We start from the raw sequence: 13,844 nt of genomic DNA on the forward strand, positions 1-13,844 counted from the left end.
TGATGGACGCTGCCACGATCACCACGCCCGCCGTTCTCATCCTTCTCGGCCCTCCGGGTGCCGGGAAGGGCACGCAAGCCCGGATGTTGGAAGAGAAATTCGGACTTGTACAACTCAGCACCGGTGACCTACTGCGCGAAGCCGTCGCGGCCGGAACCGAAGCCGGCAAAGCGGCAAAAGCCGTTATGGAAGCCGGCGATCTGGTCAGCGACGAGATCGTCATCGCCATCCTGCGCGACCGCATGGCACAGCCGGATTGCGCCAAGGGCGTCATTCTGGACGGTTTCCCGCGCACGACGGTTCAGGCCGAAGCGCTGGACAGTCTGCTGGCATCGAACAACCAGAAGATCAACGCCGCGATAAGCCTTGAAGTGGAAGACGCGGAAATGGTGACCCGTATTTCGGGCCGCTACACCTGCGCCGGCTGTGGTGAAGGGTACCACGACCAGTTCAAGAAACCTGCCGAAGAAGGCAAATGCGACAAGTGTGGCCATACCGAATTCAAGCGCCGCGCGGATGACAATGCCGAAACGGTGGCCTCGCGCCTTGCGGCGTACCACGCGCAGACGGCACCACTGATCGCCTACTATGACAGTCAGGGCGTGCTGCAGCGCACAAACGCCATGGGCAGGATCGAAGACATTGCCAATGACCTTGAAGGAATCGTTGGCGAAGTCATGAATTAGGGGGTGGATTTAGGGCCGCAAGGCTCTGATCCCAAACAGAATACTTCAAAAGACCGCTTTGGCGGACTGGAGGAGTTTTGCCTGACGTCACATGGCGTCCGGCACAAGTGAGAAGCGGCCCGACGCACTGGAGGATGTGGGCATCGGGCCGTCCAACGAGGAAGCGAAGGAGGAACCCGCGATGGCGGATCATTCAACAAACTCCGCGCAGACTGCCGAGTCCGACAAGGGCTATTGGCAGGCCAACCTGCGCCTCATCTACATCAGCCTCGCGATTTGGGCGCTGGTGTCGTTTGGATTCGGCATTCTGCTGCGTCCGATGTTGTCGGGGATCGCCGTCGGCGGAACCGATCTGGGCTTTTGGTTCGCACAACAGGGATCGATCCTGGTCTTTTTGGTGCTGATCTTCAACTACGCCTGGCGCATGAACAAGCTAGACGCCGAATACGGTGTTGAGGAGTAAACCCCATGGATCAGTTTACCATCAACCTGCTGTTTGTTGGCGCGTCCTTTGCGCTATACATTGGCATCGCGATCTGGGCCCGGGCTGGGTCCACATCTGAATTCTACGCCGCTGGTCGCGGCATCCATCCGGTCACCAACGGCATGGCAACGGCGGCGGACTGGATGTCTGCGGCTTCGTTCATCTCGATGGCGGGTCTGATTGCCTTCACCGGCTACGACAACAGCTCGTTCCTGATGGGTTGGACTGGCGGCTATGTGCTGTTGGCACTGCTGCTTGCGCCTTACCTGCGCAAGTTTGGTAAATACACCGTGTCGGAATTCATCGGCGACCGCTTCTACAGCCAGACTGCGCGTATCGTTGCCGTGATCTGCCTGATCGTGGCCTCGGTGACCTACGTAATCGGTCAGATGACCGGCGTCGGCGTGGCCTTTGGCCGCTTCCTCGAAGTGTCCAACACCTCGGGCCTGTTGATCGGTGCAGCGGTTGTATTTGCCTATGCGGTGTTTGGTGGGATGAAAGGCGTGACCTATACTCAGGTCGCTCAGTACTGCGTGCTGATCACTGCCTACACCATCCCGGCTATCTTCATCTCGCTGCAGCTGACCGGTACGCCGGTTCCGGCGCTGGGTCTGTTTGGTGACACCGCCAGCGGTGAACCCCTGCTGACCAAGCTGGACGCCATCGTGACCGAGCTGGGCTTCAATGAATACACGGCCCACCACTCGAACACGCTGAACATGGTACTGTTCACCCTGTCGCTGATGATCGGTACTGCGGGTCTGCCGCACGTCATCATGCGCTTCTTCACCGTTCCCAAAGTGGCTGACGCACGTTGGTCGGCTGGCTGGGCGCTGGTCTTCATCGCTCTGCTGTATCTGACCGCGCCTGCGGTTGGTGCCATGGCGCGTCTGAACATCAGTGACATGATGTGGCCCAATGGCGGCATCGAAGGCGGTGCTGTGACTGTTGAACAAATCGACAATGACGCACGCTATGACTGGATGGCCACGTGGCAAAAAACCGGTCTGCTGGATTGGGAAGACAAGAACGGCGACGGCAAGATCCAGTACTACAACGACAAGAATGCCGACATGCAGGCACTTGCCGAAGAAAAAGGCTGGGTTGGAAACGAGCTGACCAAGTTCAACCGTGACATCCTGGTTCTGGCCAACCCCGAGATTGCCAACCTGCCGGGTTGGGTGATCGGTCTGGTCGCAGCCGGCGGTCTTGCGGCTGCTCTGTCCACCGCTGCGGGCCTGCTGCTTGCAATCTCGTCGGCTGTGTCCCACGACCTGATCAAGGGTGCCATCAACCCGCAAATCTCGGAAAAGGGCGAGCTTCTGTCAGCGCGTATCGCAATGGCCGTGGCGATTGTGGTTGCGACCTATCTGGGTCTGAACCCACCGGGCTTTGCGGCACAAACCGTGGCGCTTGCGTTCGGTCTGGCGGCTGCTTCGATCTTCCCGGCGCTGATGATGGGGATCTTCTCGACCCGCATCAACAACACCGGCGCGGTCGCAGGCATGCTGGCTGGTCTGGTCGTCACTCTGGTCTACATCTTCCTGCACAAGGGCTGGCTGTTCATTCCGGGCACCAACTCGTTCACCGATGCAGATCCGCTGCTGGGTCCGATCAAGTCGACCTCGTTCGGTGCGATCGGTGCCATGGTCAACTTTGCAACGGCCTACATCGTTGCCGGTATGACCAAGGAGACTCCGCAGGAGATCAAGGATCTGGTCGAAAGCGTACGCATTCCCCGTGGTGCGGGCGCAGCTCAGGATCACTGAGTATGATGCGGTTGTCGGCACTTGCCTTCGGCCGCGTCTTTCGATCCACTGTTCCCGCCCGGCACACCACCGGGCGGGATTTTTTCACCAGAATACCGGAGACATCAGATGCCCCTATCCCACGATGAAATTACCCGGTTTCTGAAATCCGTTCATCCCTATGACGCGCTGCCGTCGGACACCCTCGATCAGATCGCAAAGCAGATCGAGGTCTGGGAGGTTGAGGAAGACGCCTCGGTCTATGAGCTCGGCCATTCCCTGCCCGGGGTCTTTGTGATTTATGAAGGACAGGTTGAGATCACCGACGAGAACGGCGCAGTCGTTTCTCATCTGGGGTTGCGCAATTCCTTCGGTGAACGCGGCCTGTTGAAGGACGGCAAGGCTGCGACCAAGGCCCGCGCTCATACACCATCCGTCCTAATGGTTCTGCCTCCGGATTTGGTCCGGACTTTGATCGACAACCACAACGTCGTCGCCAAATTCTTCAATCGAACCCGCGGTAATCGCAGCGGCCCTCAAAGCCTTGCGACCAGTTCGATTGACGTTCTGATGGCGCGCGATCCCGCCACCTGCCCTGCGGACACGACAGTTCAGGAAGCGGCACGGATCATGCGTGACAAACACATCTCGTCGCTATGCGTGACAGATGGAGAGACGTTGCAGGGTATCGCCACCCTGCGGGACATTTCGGGCAAATTTGTTGCCGACGGGTTGCCCGTAACAACACGGATATCCGAAATCATGACTGCAAATCCCGTAACCCTCTCGCCCAGCGATATCGGCTCGGACGTTCTGCATATCATGATGGAGCGCGGCATTGGCCACATCCCGGTTTCCGAAGGCGGTCGTCTGGTCGGGATCGTGACGCAGACCGATCTGACCCACTATCAGGCCGTCAACTCGGCCGAGTTGGTTGGTCGGATCGCAAAGGCCGACAGCGCAGAAGAGATGGCGAGGGTGACGGCGGAAATTCCGCAGTTGCTGGTTCAGTTGGTTGCCGGCGGGAACCGGCACGAGATCGTCACGCGGCTGATCACCGATATTGCCGACACGGTTACCCGTCGCCTGCTGAAATTGGCCGAAACTGAACTGGGCCCGCCGCCTGTACCCTATTTGTGGCTGGCCTGCGGCTCACAGGGACGGCAAGAACAAACCGGCGTATCGGATCAGGACAATTGCCTGATGCTGGATGACAGCGTCACCGACGCCGATATGTCCTATTTCACCAAACTGGCCAAATTCGTCTCTGACGGGCTGGACGTCTGCGGGTACTTTTACTGCCCCGGCGACATGATGGCGACAAATCCGCGCTGGTGTCAGCCGGTTCGTGTCTGGCGCGACTATTTCAAGGGCTGGATTGCCAAGCCAAACCCCGAGGCGCAAATGCTGGCCTCGGTCATGTTCGACCTGCGCCCCATCGGCGGCGCATTTGAGTTGTTTGCCGACCTGCAAGCCCACACTCTGGCAGCGGCCAGGGCAAACTCGATCTTCGTCGCACACATGATTTCGAACTCGCTGAAGCATACGCCCCCACTGGGCCTGCTGCGCGGTTTCGCGACGATCCGCTCGGGTGAGCATCGCAATACGCTGGACCTGAAACACAACGGAGTTGTGCCCGTCGTCGATCTGGCGCGCATCTACGCGCTGCAAGGCGAGCTGACCGAGGCCAACACCCGCGCCCGCCTGAAAGCCGCCGAGGCCAGCGGCGTGCTCAGCCCTTCTGGTGCGCGTGACCTGCTGGACGCCTATGATCTGATCGCGGAAACCCGGCTCGAACATCAGGTTCGGCTGGTTAAGTCCGGAGCGATGCCCGACAACTATCTGCCACCGTCTGAATTGTCGGACTTTGAGCGAAGTCATCTGCGTGATGCTTTTGTGGTGGTAAAAACGATGCAATCGGCAGTTGGCCACGGCAAGGGAATGCTGGGCTGACATGCGACTGACCAACGGAGAGACCACATGTTTCTGGAACTGATCGGCACGGTTTTTGCGGGGATCGCATTTGCCGGAATCGTTCTTCTGCTGAACAAGCTGACCGGAGGGCGCCTGCCGAAATGGACAACGCCGGTTGCGGCCGGTCTTGGAATGATCGCGATGACCATCACCAGCGAATATTCCTGGTACGATCGCACGCGCGACCAACTGCCTGAAGAGATGACCATCGTGCAAGAGGTCGAAAGCCGCGCGTTTTATCGCCCCTGGACCTACGCGGTGCCGTTCGTTGACCGGTTTGCCGCAATCGACACCGTATCGGTGCGCACAAACGAAAACGTTCCGGAACAACGGCTTGTCGATCTTTACTTCTTCGGCCGCTGGGCTCCGGTTTCGAAACTGCCGGTGGCCGTGAATTGTGCAGAAGGCCGCCGCGCCAACCTGGCGGATGGTGCCGAATTTGCCGAGGACGGGCGTCTGGTGAACGCTGACTGGATTGCAGCCGGAACCAATGACCCCGTCATCGCAGCCACTTGCGGGGTTTGATCATGCTGACCGGTTTGAGTTTGAGGCTCAGGATTTTTCTGTTTTTCTGCCTCCTCGCCCTGGGCGGGGTTGCCATCAGCGCCACCGCTCTCTGGATCACCTATTCCCGTGCGGGAAACCCCGGTCTGCTGAATGATTTCGTCTTCGCCGAAATCCTGATCGGATTTGGATTTCTGGCACTGGTCGCGGGTGTTTGGCTGCTGTTCGACGACAACGTCGCCAAACCGATCGAACGGCTTTCCGCCCAGTTGCGTGCCCGTGCACATGCCGGTGTAAGCACCGACCTGGACATGCAGGCCGCGCGGTATCTGGGCGATCTTGCCCCGGCTGCGGCGGGATTGGCGGAACAACTGGCCTCGAACGCCATGCGCACAGCCGAGGCCGTGGCCGCCGAAACCGCGCATCTGGCCGCAGAAAAACAGCGCCTGACCGCGCTGCTGACGGAAATTCCGGTGGCCATGCTGCTGGCCAGTCCGAAACATCAGATCGTTCTGTACGACGGGCAGGCCGCCGAGGTTCTTGCCCAGATCGCGCATCCTCGTCTGAACGCATCTCTTTTCGAATACCTCGAAGCCACCGGCCTGACAGACGCATATGCCAAGATGTGCAAAACCGGAAAGGACGTCTATTGCACCCTGTCCAGCGTGGACGGGCGGCAGACATATTCCGCCCGGATGAAACCCTTGGGCGATGCACCCGGATATATGCTTGTCTTCGAAGACAGCGCGACACATATGTCGCCGGACGATGCCCGCCCGCTGGTCTATGATTTCGAACTTCTCAATAAACCGGGGGATGATGCGTTCGAGAACCGCCCCCTGACGGATCTGTGTTTCGTGGTTTTCGACACGGAAACAACCGGTTTGCTGCCTCACAAGGATGAGATCGTACAGATCGGCGCAGTGCGCGTTCTGAATGGTAAAATCGTTCAGGGTGAGCATCTGGACATGCTGGTTGATCCCGGCATTCCGATTCCCCCGGCCTCGACCAAAGTACACAAGATCAGCGATCGTATGGTTCAGGGGGCGCCCGATATCGCCGAAGCCGGACGCGTATTCCATCAGTTTTCGCGCGACGCCGTGATCGTGGCGCATAATGCCCCGTTCGACATGGCGTTTCTGCGCCGCCATGCCAAACGGATGGGTGTCGAGTGGGATCATCCGATACTCGACACGGTCTTGCTGTCTGCGGTGCTGTTCGGGGCAAGCGACACGCACACACTGGACGCCTTGTGTGAACGGTTGGAAATCACGATCCCCGAAGCGTTGCGCCATACCGCACTTGGCGATGCGATTGCCACGGCCGAGGCATTGATCAAGGTGCTGCCGATCCTGCAAGCACGCGGCCTGACGACTTTTGGCGAGGTGATTATGGAAACCCGCAAACACGGTCGTTTGCTGGAAGATCTGAACTGACGGTATAAATTGCACCCGGCAGTCAGCTTTTCATGGACAAACCGGGCCACGCATGGCACCTGATGCGCGGCCAAGGATTAAGCGCGCAATGACCGAAAAGACCTTTAGACCGACCCCGGATCAAAGCCCCGCCTTTCGGGAAGCGCTGGGATGCTTTGGCACCGGTGTCACGGTGATTACCGCGCAATCCGACAATGGCCCGCGTGCCATTACGGTGAATTCATTTGCCTCAGTCTCATTGGACCCGCCACTGGTCCTGTGGTGTCTGGCCAAGGAATCATTTCGATTCGATACGTTCAGTACCTGTGATCTCTATTCGATCCACGTCATGGCACAGGATCAGCAGGATCAGGCGTTGCGGTTTGCACGCGATGGGGCGGATTTCTCACATGCAGACTGGACCGAGGATAAGGCCGGGCGCCCACATCTGGCCCAGTGTCTGGCCCGGTTCGATTGCCGCCTTCATGCCCGTCATGACGCCGGGGATCATCTGATCATCGTGGGTCAGGTAGATCAGGTCATGTATCGCACCGGCAAAGGGCTGATCTTCAAACGCGGGCAGTTCGGCGGGTTTGTCGACCTGATCTAATCGTCCAGCGACCCGTGAACCGCCAACGCCTCCAACTCCGCGTCCTGCGGAGTGATCACGCGAAAGGCTTCGTGCACGCCTGTCTCTGTCAATTCCCTTGCGACGGTCAACAGCGTGTTGGCCGGATGGTCTTCGCACAACTCTGACATGTGGTCGATTTCAGCTTGCGCAACGCCCAATGCGGCCTCGACCGAGGGTGCGCCATAGAACTGCACAAAATGTTCGGCCAGATTACGCGTAATCTGATCTTTCTCTGCGGCTTCGATCTGCGTCACGGCGACAAAAGTCACCCGGCCAAAGGTTTCCAACCCCAGCCAGCCATTCGCAAATGCCTGTCGTGCCTTGCCTTCAAGATCGCCCTGCCCCCAGTTGGAAAACTCAAACCCACCCGAAACGCACCACTCTCCGGTGCGCGCCGGCGAATGAAACACGTTCATGTCGCTTTCGTCGAAATGGATCGCTCGGGCCAGTTTCATTCTCGGTTCTCCAACATGTCAGTCAGGGGGCGCAGATGTGTATCGACCCCATCGCGGATCAGCATCCCGAAACGTTCATCCGTTCCAAGGAATACGCCACCAGCGATCAGCGGTTCGCCCACGCCGCGCAGCAGGCCCATCCATTCGGCGTGCAAGGACGCGTTGCCATCCTCCTGCCAACGGTTGAGCCAGGTCAACATGTGTCGTGACCAGCTTTCCACCAGCTGCGTTGCAGAAACCTCGGCACAGCCTTCATCGTACAGCGCTGTGATATCAGGGGTTTCACCCGGCGCATCACTTGTTTGCAACAGCGTCAGCTCCCAACCGACGACCAGCCAGTCCGGCTCTTCCTCGGGCATTGATGTTGACGCAGCCGCGCGGAACCGGCCGCACCGCGCCCCGTTCACGCAAATCAGACCATCCCAACCCAGATGCACCGCAACCTCTGGCGGGGCCAAAGCGCCCAGCGCGTTCTGGAATCCCACAGCACAAAGCGGCAGCATCGCCACCGCATCTTGCAACGGTACCTCGGGGGCAAAAACAATTGCCACGCGCAGGAAATCCGCCTGAATATTGTAGACAACCGTACCCGCATCACAGCCCAGCGCAGCCATGGCCTGCGCGCGCTCGAACGGGTCTTCCCCACCCTGAACCGGGTGGCCCGTCAGCAAGGGTGGGAAAACCGGCTGGCTCATGCGTTGCCTTTGGCGATCATGTCGCGGGCGATCTTGCGGAATGCCTCGGCCTGCGGGCTGTCAGGTTTGCTGACCACGATGGGCGCGCCTCCGTCAGCGGCGACACGGATGTCCAGATGCAAGGGGATTTCACCCAACAATGGCACGCCCAGCGCCTCTGCCTCGGACTTGACACCACCATGACCGAAAACATGTTCTTCGTGCCCACAGTTCGAACAGATATGCGTGGACATGTTTTCGATCATCCCGACAATGGGTGTCTTGAGCTGGTTGAACATGTCGATCCCCTTGCGGGCATCAATCAGGGCCACGTCCTGCGGCGTTGAAACGACAATGGCACCATCCACCTGGAACTTCTGGCTCAGCGTCAGTTGCACGTCACCGGTGCCGGGCGGCAGATCGACGATCAGAACATCCAGCGCGCCCCATTGCACCTGGCTCATCATCTGTTGCAGCGCACCCATCAGCATCGGCCCGCGCCAGACAACCGCCTGACCTTCGTTGGTCATCAAACCCATCGACATCATGGTGACGCCGTGGTTGCGCAGCGGCAGGATTGTCTTGCCGTCAGGGCTGGCCGGACGGCCCGAGACACCCAACATCCGGGGTTGCGACGGCCCGTAAACATCCGCGTCCAGCAGACCTACACGCCGGCCTTCCGCAGCCAATGCGCAGGCAAGGTTGGCCGAAACGGTGGATTTGCCAACCCCACCCTTGCCGGAGGCAACGGCGATGATCCGATCCACACCCGGCACTGCCTGCGGCCCGGTTTGCGATGGCTTGGGTTTCGGTTTCAGATCCGGCGGTGCCTTGTCGGAATGCGCGGTCATCAAGGCCGAAACATTTGCCACGCCTTCCACCATCTGAGCGGCCTTTTCAGCCGTGGCGCGGACGGGTTCCATCTTTTCCGCATATTTCGGGTCGACCTCAAGCACGAAGCGTACCGTGTCGCCTTCCACATTCAAGGCGCGCACGATGCCTGCGCTTACGATGTCCTGCCCGGAAACCGGGTCGGTGATCTTTTTCAGGTTCGCCAGAACCGCGTCACGAACACTCATGCTTGTTCCCCTTGATCCGCCCTGCTGACAGGGGCGTGCGTATCGACTCGCCGCTCATTGCACGTGTCTCCGTCTTTGTCTGTACATTTGACGCATCCCGCCCCGCGAAGTTACGTTGAGCCATGCGCTTTGTCCTCTTGTGCCTGAGCCTGACGCTCTCTGCCACCCCCTCTTGGTCACAAGAGGCGATTGGCCTTGCGGCCCCGGCAGAGGTTAAAGACTCTGGCCTGTTGCAACATATCCTTCCTCGCTTCTCTCTCAAGACCGGGATCCGTGTTATTGCAGACGACGCCGGGGTCATGGCGCTGGAAACCGCGCCGCCCGGTGATCCGGTCTTTGCCCGCGACGGTGTGATCTATCACCTGCGTATCGAAGACAGTGACCGCCAGGCCCGTTTTCTTGAATGGCTGAAGTCGGATATCGGCAAGCGCACGGTGGAAAGCTTTGCCCCGGCAGACGGAGGGCCTTACTCTGCCAATTTTGATATTGTCGAGGTTGAGTCCGGTGACATCGTCGAGGGCGACACCCAACTTGGCGAAGAACTTTCGATGACTCATTGCGGGCGCTGTCATGTCATCGGGCCAAGGAACCGCATGAATGGCCTGGGGTCGACGCCCTCTTTCGCCGTTCTGCGCGCAATGCCCGACTGGTCGCAGCGATTCGAAGCGTTTTTCGCCCTGAACCCCCACCCCGCATTCACACAGATCGACGGTTTGACACCGCCTTTCGATCCCGAACGCCCATCTCCTATTCACCCGGTTGAGATGACATTGGACGATCTTGACGCGATCCTGGCGTTCGTATCGCGCATCGACGCTGCGGATCTGGGTGCACCCTTGAAACTTCAGTGATCCTTTCTGTCTGAATAGTAATCCTCGGTCGTGACGACCCGGGGCTTGGGTTTTGATTGGAAAGGATTGTCTTGCTGTTGGAACTGCACGTTCACCCGGCAATTGTCACACATCTGGATCATCCGCGCCTGATCCGACGTCGCGAACATCGGATGTGTGCCCGACAGCTTCTCCATGATCCGCTCAACCGTGGATTTCACGCCGAACAATGCCCCGCATTCCACGCAGGCAAAAGGTTCTTCTTCGTTCAGAACCTGCTGTGACAGGGCCGCATCGCTGAGATCAAGTTGTGGAACAAGCGTGACCGCATCCTCGGGGCATATGGTCTTGCACATCCCGCATTGCAGACAGGCATCTTGCTGGAAGTTCAATTGCGGCTTGTCCGGATTGTCGATCAACGCACCGGATGGGCACAGCGACACACAGCTGAGACACAGGGTGCAGCTGTCGGTATTCACTGCAACCGCCCCGTAAGGCGCATTTTCGGGCAGCGGCAAAGGCGATTCAGCCTGCGGGTTCAGCGCCTGTGCTGCCAGCCGTGCGATTTGCCGGCGATTGCCCATAGGCAAGACCGGATCGGACAAAGGCCGGGGCACCGCTTGCCCGTACAGCAGATCGGACATCGCATCGGGGTCCGCTTCGTCAATCAGGCCTATACACTCGGGGCCTGCAATGGCATGTGCCAATTCAAGCTCGCGGTTCAGCGCCTCGCGCTCAGTCGTCGGCGCCAACAGCACGTCCACCCGAGCGAACCCATGCGCCAGAGCAGCCAGCATCTCGGCATGGCCAAAGCCAGATATCACGTTCAATTCCAATGGGATCACGTCCGAAGGTAATCCACGCTCGAAACGCGCCGCCAACCGGATCATTTCGGCCCCGTGGGCGTCATGTACAAGCAGCCGAGGCGCGGTGCCGCCGGCCCGTCGATAGGTACGGGCCAGAATATGCATCCGCGACAGCAGCGCCGAAACAGGCGGGTCTTCATAGGTTATGGCCGTTGAAGGGCACAGCGCGGCGCAAGCACCACAGCCTGCACATACCATCGGGTCAATCGCCACATGCTCGCCCGCCGGGGAAATCGCACCGGTTGGGCAGATATCCAGACAGTTGGTACAGCCCACCTGCTCGGCCCGGGAATGGGCACAGAGGGTTTCTTCCACGCGCACATAAAGTGGCTTTTCGAATGTCCCCACCAATTGCGCGGCTTCAAAAGCCAGGCGTTCAACGGAAACCGCATCCCTGGGATCAGCCCGCAGATAGCCTTCACGCTTGGCCGGGGCCTGAACAAAGGGCGTTTCTCCTGCCAGATCGATGACAATGTCACACGATGAAAGCGCACCGTCCTTTGGATCGGTCCAAGCAAACGCGCCGCGCCCACCGGGCACGACCTGCTGAAGCGCGTCCAGACGCAACGAAAACCCACCAAGCGCACCGGAAACCGATCGAAGCTGCCCCCGTACCACGTCATAGGCGCGCGAGAGGGGCTCTGACAAATCGGTCGTCATGACGGTCACTGCCAACGAATCCGCCAAACGCTCTGCCAGATCAAAGGCCACCGCACCGGGCCCGATGATGAAACAGGTGCCTTCACTGAAGACATCCACGCTGGGTGTGACCGGTTGCGCCAGAACGGCCTCGGCCGCCAATGCCGCCATCTTGGGGGTCGCATCCGCACCTTGGTCAGACCACCCGGCCCGATCGCGCAGATCGACAAATCCGGGCACGTCGATATTCAGGTCTTCGGCCAGTGACCTGAAAACGTCATCCTCTTGCGCACAAGCGATGACGGTATCACCTTCTTTCATCAAGGCAGCTGCGGACTGCAACTCATCGGTACAAAGCGCGGTATGCAACCTGGAACAGGCAACGCCGCAGGCGCTTTCGATCTTGTCCGGATCGATTGCCTGTGTTCCGGCGCAATCACATAGCAGTAGTTTCGTGGCCATATCCTCTCCTCGGGCAACCGCCCCGGTTCCATGCACACTAGGCTGTACCCCTGGGAAAGCAACTTCAACCCCTTGCCGCGTTTCCTGCACAGGGTTGAATTTCGGCAATAAATGCCACGAAACACAAGCATTCGCAGGACCTGCTCACGCAGTTGCTACCCTGGACTACGACCAAAGTCGTAGAGCTTAGGCTTGGCACACAGCTAGTTTGTGTACCATAGTGGACTTGGAAAGGCAGGGGAGAGCCTTTCGGGGAGGAGCCAGTGGCGAAGGCCGCAAGCCAGACTGAAATGCCGGTTGGCGTCATCGTGCGCAAGACACCCGGGGTCACACGGTGGGCCCGGTGGAACTGGAGCGCTGTGGCCCTTTTACCCGGCGCAGGGCCGGCCGACTGGCAGGAACTGCGCCGCGAAGGCGATGCCGTCGAGTATCACGCGGCCACCCTGCCCCTGACGCTCTGGGCAGATGAAACCGAAGCCTACATGGTTAACTTGTCGGATGGGCAGCCTTCGCTGTACCTTGTGCTGCGGGACGAACTGAAAGGCGAAACTCCCCTGAATGCAGTTTTGATCACCGCCTCTCCGTTCGAGGGGCAGGATTACGCGGATACCGGTGAAGAAATTGTCGAGAAGATCCCGATGACCGAAGGGCTGATTGCCTGGGTTCGCGATTTTACTCTGAAACATCATCAGCACGAAGTGTTCGTCAAGCGCCGCCGCGACAAGAAGCGGACAGATCTGGTTGAAGACGGCAAGGGTGATGCTCGTATCCGGCAGACGTCGGACGTGTATCGCGCCCCGAGAAAGGCGCTGCAATGAACCGGCCCGATGATTTCTGGTCTCGCCGAAAGGCCGCCGTTCAGGCCGAAGCCAAGGCCGAGGCACTGGCCCTTGAAGAACAGGTGATCGCAGAACGGCAAGCGGAGCTGGAAGAAAAGGATGACGCCGAGATCCTCGCCGAGTTCAACCTTCCTGACCCAGAGACCCTGCAACCCGGCGACGATGTTTCGGGCTTCATGGCCAAGGCCGTGCCTGATCGCCTGCGTCGTCGTGCTTTGCGTCGGCTGTGGCGGCTGAACCCGGTTCTGGCCAATGTCGACGGGCTGGTTGATTACGGCGAGGACTACACCGATGCGGCCTGCGTGATCGAAAACATGCAAACCGCCTATCAGGTTGGAAAAGGTATGCTGGCACATATCGAAGCACTGGCGATCGACGCGGAAGAGGTCAAAGACGATGCTGCTGAAAGCGAAGCCGATGCGCGCGCTGAACCCGAGGCTGTGCCGGTCGAACCCGATCCCCGGCCCGAGCCGGTGTCGCTCGCGCTGGCGGACGAGCCGGAAGAAATCGACCTTCCTCCGGCGCCACGTCGAATGACATTTGAATTTGAAGGATGAC

At 59.3% G+C, this 13,844-nt stretch carries 14 protein-coding genes; 10 read left to right on the top strand and 4 right to left on the bottom strand.

Translation table 11 applies throughout. The annotated features are described in order from the left end of the window. Nucleotides 1-2 precede the first annotated feature (2 nt). The 7 genes from ACR0LI_RS06825 to ACR0LI_RS06855 all read left to right on the top strand — a co-directional run bounded on the left by ACR0LI_RS06825 (nucleotide 3) and on the right by ACR0LI_RS06855 (nucleotide 7,421). Nucleotides 3-686 (top strand): adenylate kinase, encoded by a 684-nt coding sequence (locus tag ACR0LI_RS06825; RefSeq protein WP_480489987.1) that lies wholly within the window; start codon nucleotides 3-5, stop codon nucleotides 684-686. 181 nt (nucleotides 687-867) lie between these two features. After that, a complete protein-coding gene (locus ACR0LI_RS06830) occupies nucleotides 868-1,149 on the top strand; it encodes a DUF4212 domain-containing protein (protein ID WP_170344753.1) in 282 nt (93 codons plus the stop codon). 5 nt (nucleotides 1,150-1,154) lie between these two features. Beyond that, nucleotides 1,155-2,939, top strand: a complete 1,785-nt coding sequence (locus ACR0LI_RS06835) for a sodium:solute symporter family protein (RefSeq protein ID WP_171633032.1) — start codon at nucleotides 1,155-1,157, stop codon at nucleotides 2,937-2,939. A 108-nt stretch (nucleotides 2,940-3,047) separates the two neighbouring features. Next, nucleotides 3,048-4,871 carry a DUF294 nucleotidyltransferase-like domain-containing protein gene (locus ACR0LI_RS06840; RefSeq protein ID WP_480718229.1) on the top strand — a complete coding sequence of 608 codons (1,824 nt, stop codon included), beginning with the start codon at nucleotides 3,048-3,050 and terminating at the stop codon, nucleotides 4,869-4,871. A gap of 27 nt (nucleotides 4,872-4,898) precedes the next feature. Further along, the gene (locus ACR0LI_RS06845; RefSeq protein WP_171633037.1) at nucleotides 4,899-5,417 is read left to right on the top strand and encodes a hypothetical protein; all 519 of its coding nucleotides are present in this window, start codon (nucleotides 4,899-4,901) and stop codon (nucleotides 5,415-5,417) included. Between the two features lie 2 nt (nucleotides 5,418-5,419). Next, nucleotides 5,420-6,832 (top strand): 3'-5' exonuclease, encoded by a 1,413-nt coding sequence (locus ACR0LI_RS06850; protein WP_171633039.1) that lies wholly within the window; start codon nucleotides 5,420-5,422, stop codon nucleotides 6,830-6,832. Between the two features lie 88 nt (nucleotides 6,833-6,920). After that, nucleotides 6,921-7,421, top strand: a complete 501-nt coding sequence (locus ACR0LI_RS06855; protein ID WP_480718230.1) for a flavin reductase family protein — start codon at nucleotides 6,921-6,923, stop codon at nucleotides 7,419-7,421. Here ACR0LI_RS06855 and ACR0LI_RS06860 read toward each other — a convergent pair. From ACR0LI_RS06860 to ACR0LI_RS06870, 3 genes are read right to left on the bottom strand one after another with little or no spacing between them, the layout of a single operon-like run. Next, nucleotides 7,418-7,897 carry a DUF6505 family protein gene (locus tag ACR0LI_RS06860; RefSeq protein WP_171633041.1) on the bottom strand — a complete coding sequence of 160 codons (480 nt, stop codon included), beginning with the start codon at nucleotides 7,895-7,897 and terminating at the stop codon, nucleotides 7,418-7,420. The genes ACR0LI_RS06855 and ACR0LI_RS06860 overlap by 4 nt on opposite strands. Further along, complete coding sequence (locus ACR0LI_RS06865) at nucleotides 7,894-8,592, bottom strand: biotin/lipoate--protein ligase family protein (RefSeq protein ID WP_171633043.1); 699 nt, start codon at nucleotides 8,590-8,592, stop codon at nucleotides 7,894-7,896. The genes ACR0LI_RS06860 and ACR0LI_RS06865 overlap by 4 nt, the downstream gene beginning before the upstream one ends. Beyond that, complete coding sequence (locus tag ACR0LI_RS06870) at nucleotides 8,589-9,650, bottom strand: Mrp/NBP35 family ATP-binding protein (RefSeq protein WP_152457717.1); 1,062 nt, start codon at nucleotides 9,648-9,650, stop codon at nucleotides 8,589-8,591. The genes ACR0LI_RS06865 and ACR0LI_RS06870 overlap by 4 nt, the downstream gene beginning before the upstream one ends. Before the next feature lie 122 nt (nucleotides 9,651-9,772). Between ACR0LI_RS06870 and ACR0LI_RS06875 the strand changes: the two genes are divergently transcribed. Then, nucleotides 9,773-10,501 (top strand): hypothetical protein, encoded by a 729-nt coding sequence (locus ACR0LI_RS06875; protein ID WP_171633047.1) that lies wholly within the window; start codon nucleotides 9,773-9,775, stop codon nucleotides 10,499-10,501. Here ACR0LI_RS06875 and ACR0LI_RS06880 read toward each other — a convergent pair. Then, entirely contained in the window at nucleotides 10,495-12,447 is a 1,953-nt protein-coding gene (locus ACR0LI_RS06880) for a 4Fe-4S binding protein (RefSeq protein ID WP_480718231.1), read from the bottom strand. The genes ACR0LI_RS06875 and ACR0LI_RS06880 overlap by 7 nt on opposite strands. Nucleotides 12,448-12,710: 263 nt before the next feature. Here ACR0LI_RS06880 and ACR0LI_RS06885 point away from each other — a divergent pair, with 263 nt between their 5' ends. Together ACR0LI_RS06885 and ACR0LI_RS06890 are read left to right on the top strand one after the other, a co-directional pair. Continuing rightward, nucleotides 12,711-13,265: a DUF3305 domain-containing protein gene (locus ACR0LI_RS06885; protein WP_171723437.1), complete on the top strand. Its 555-nt coding sequence runs from the start codon at nucleotides 12,711-12,713 to the stop codon at nucleotides 13,263-13,265. Continuing rightward, on the top strand, nucleotides 13,262-13,843 hold the full coding sequence (locus ACR0LI_RS06890; protein WP_480718232.1) for a DUF3306 domain-containing protein: 582 nt from the start codon (nucleotides 13,262-13,264) through the stop codon (nucleotides 13,841-13,843). The genes ACR0LI_RS06885 and ACR0LI_RS06890 overlap by 4 nt, the downstream gene beginning before the upstream one ends. Nucleotide 13,844 lies beyond the last annotated feature (1 nt).

Source organism: Ruegeria sp. CL7 (genome assembly GCF_056536445.1).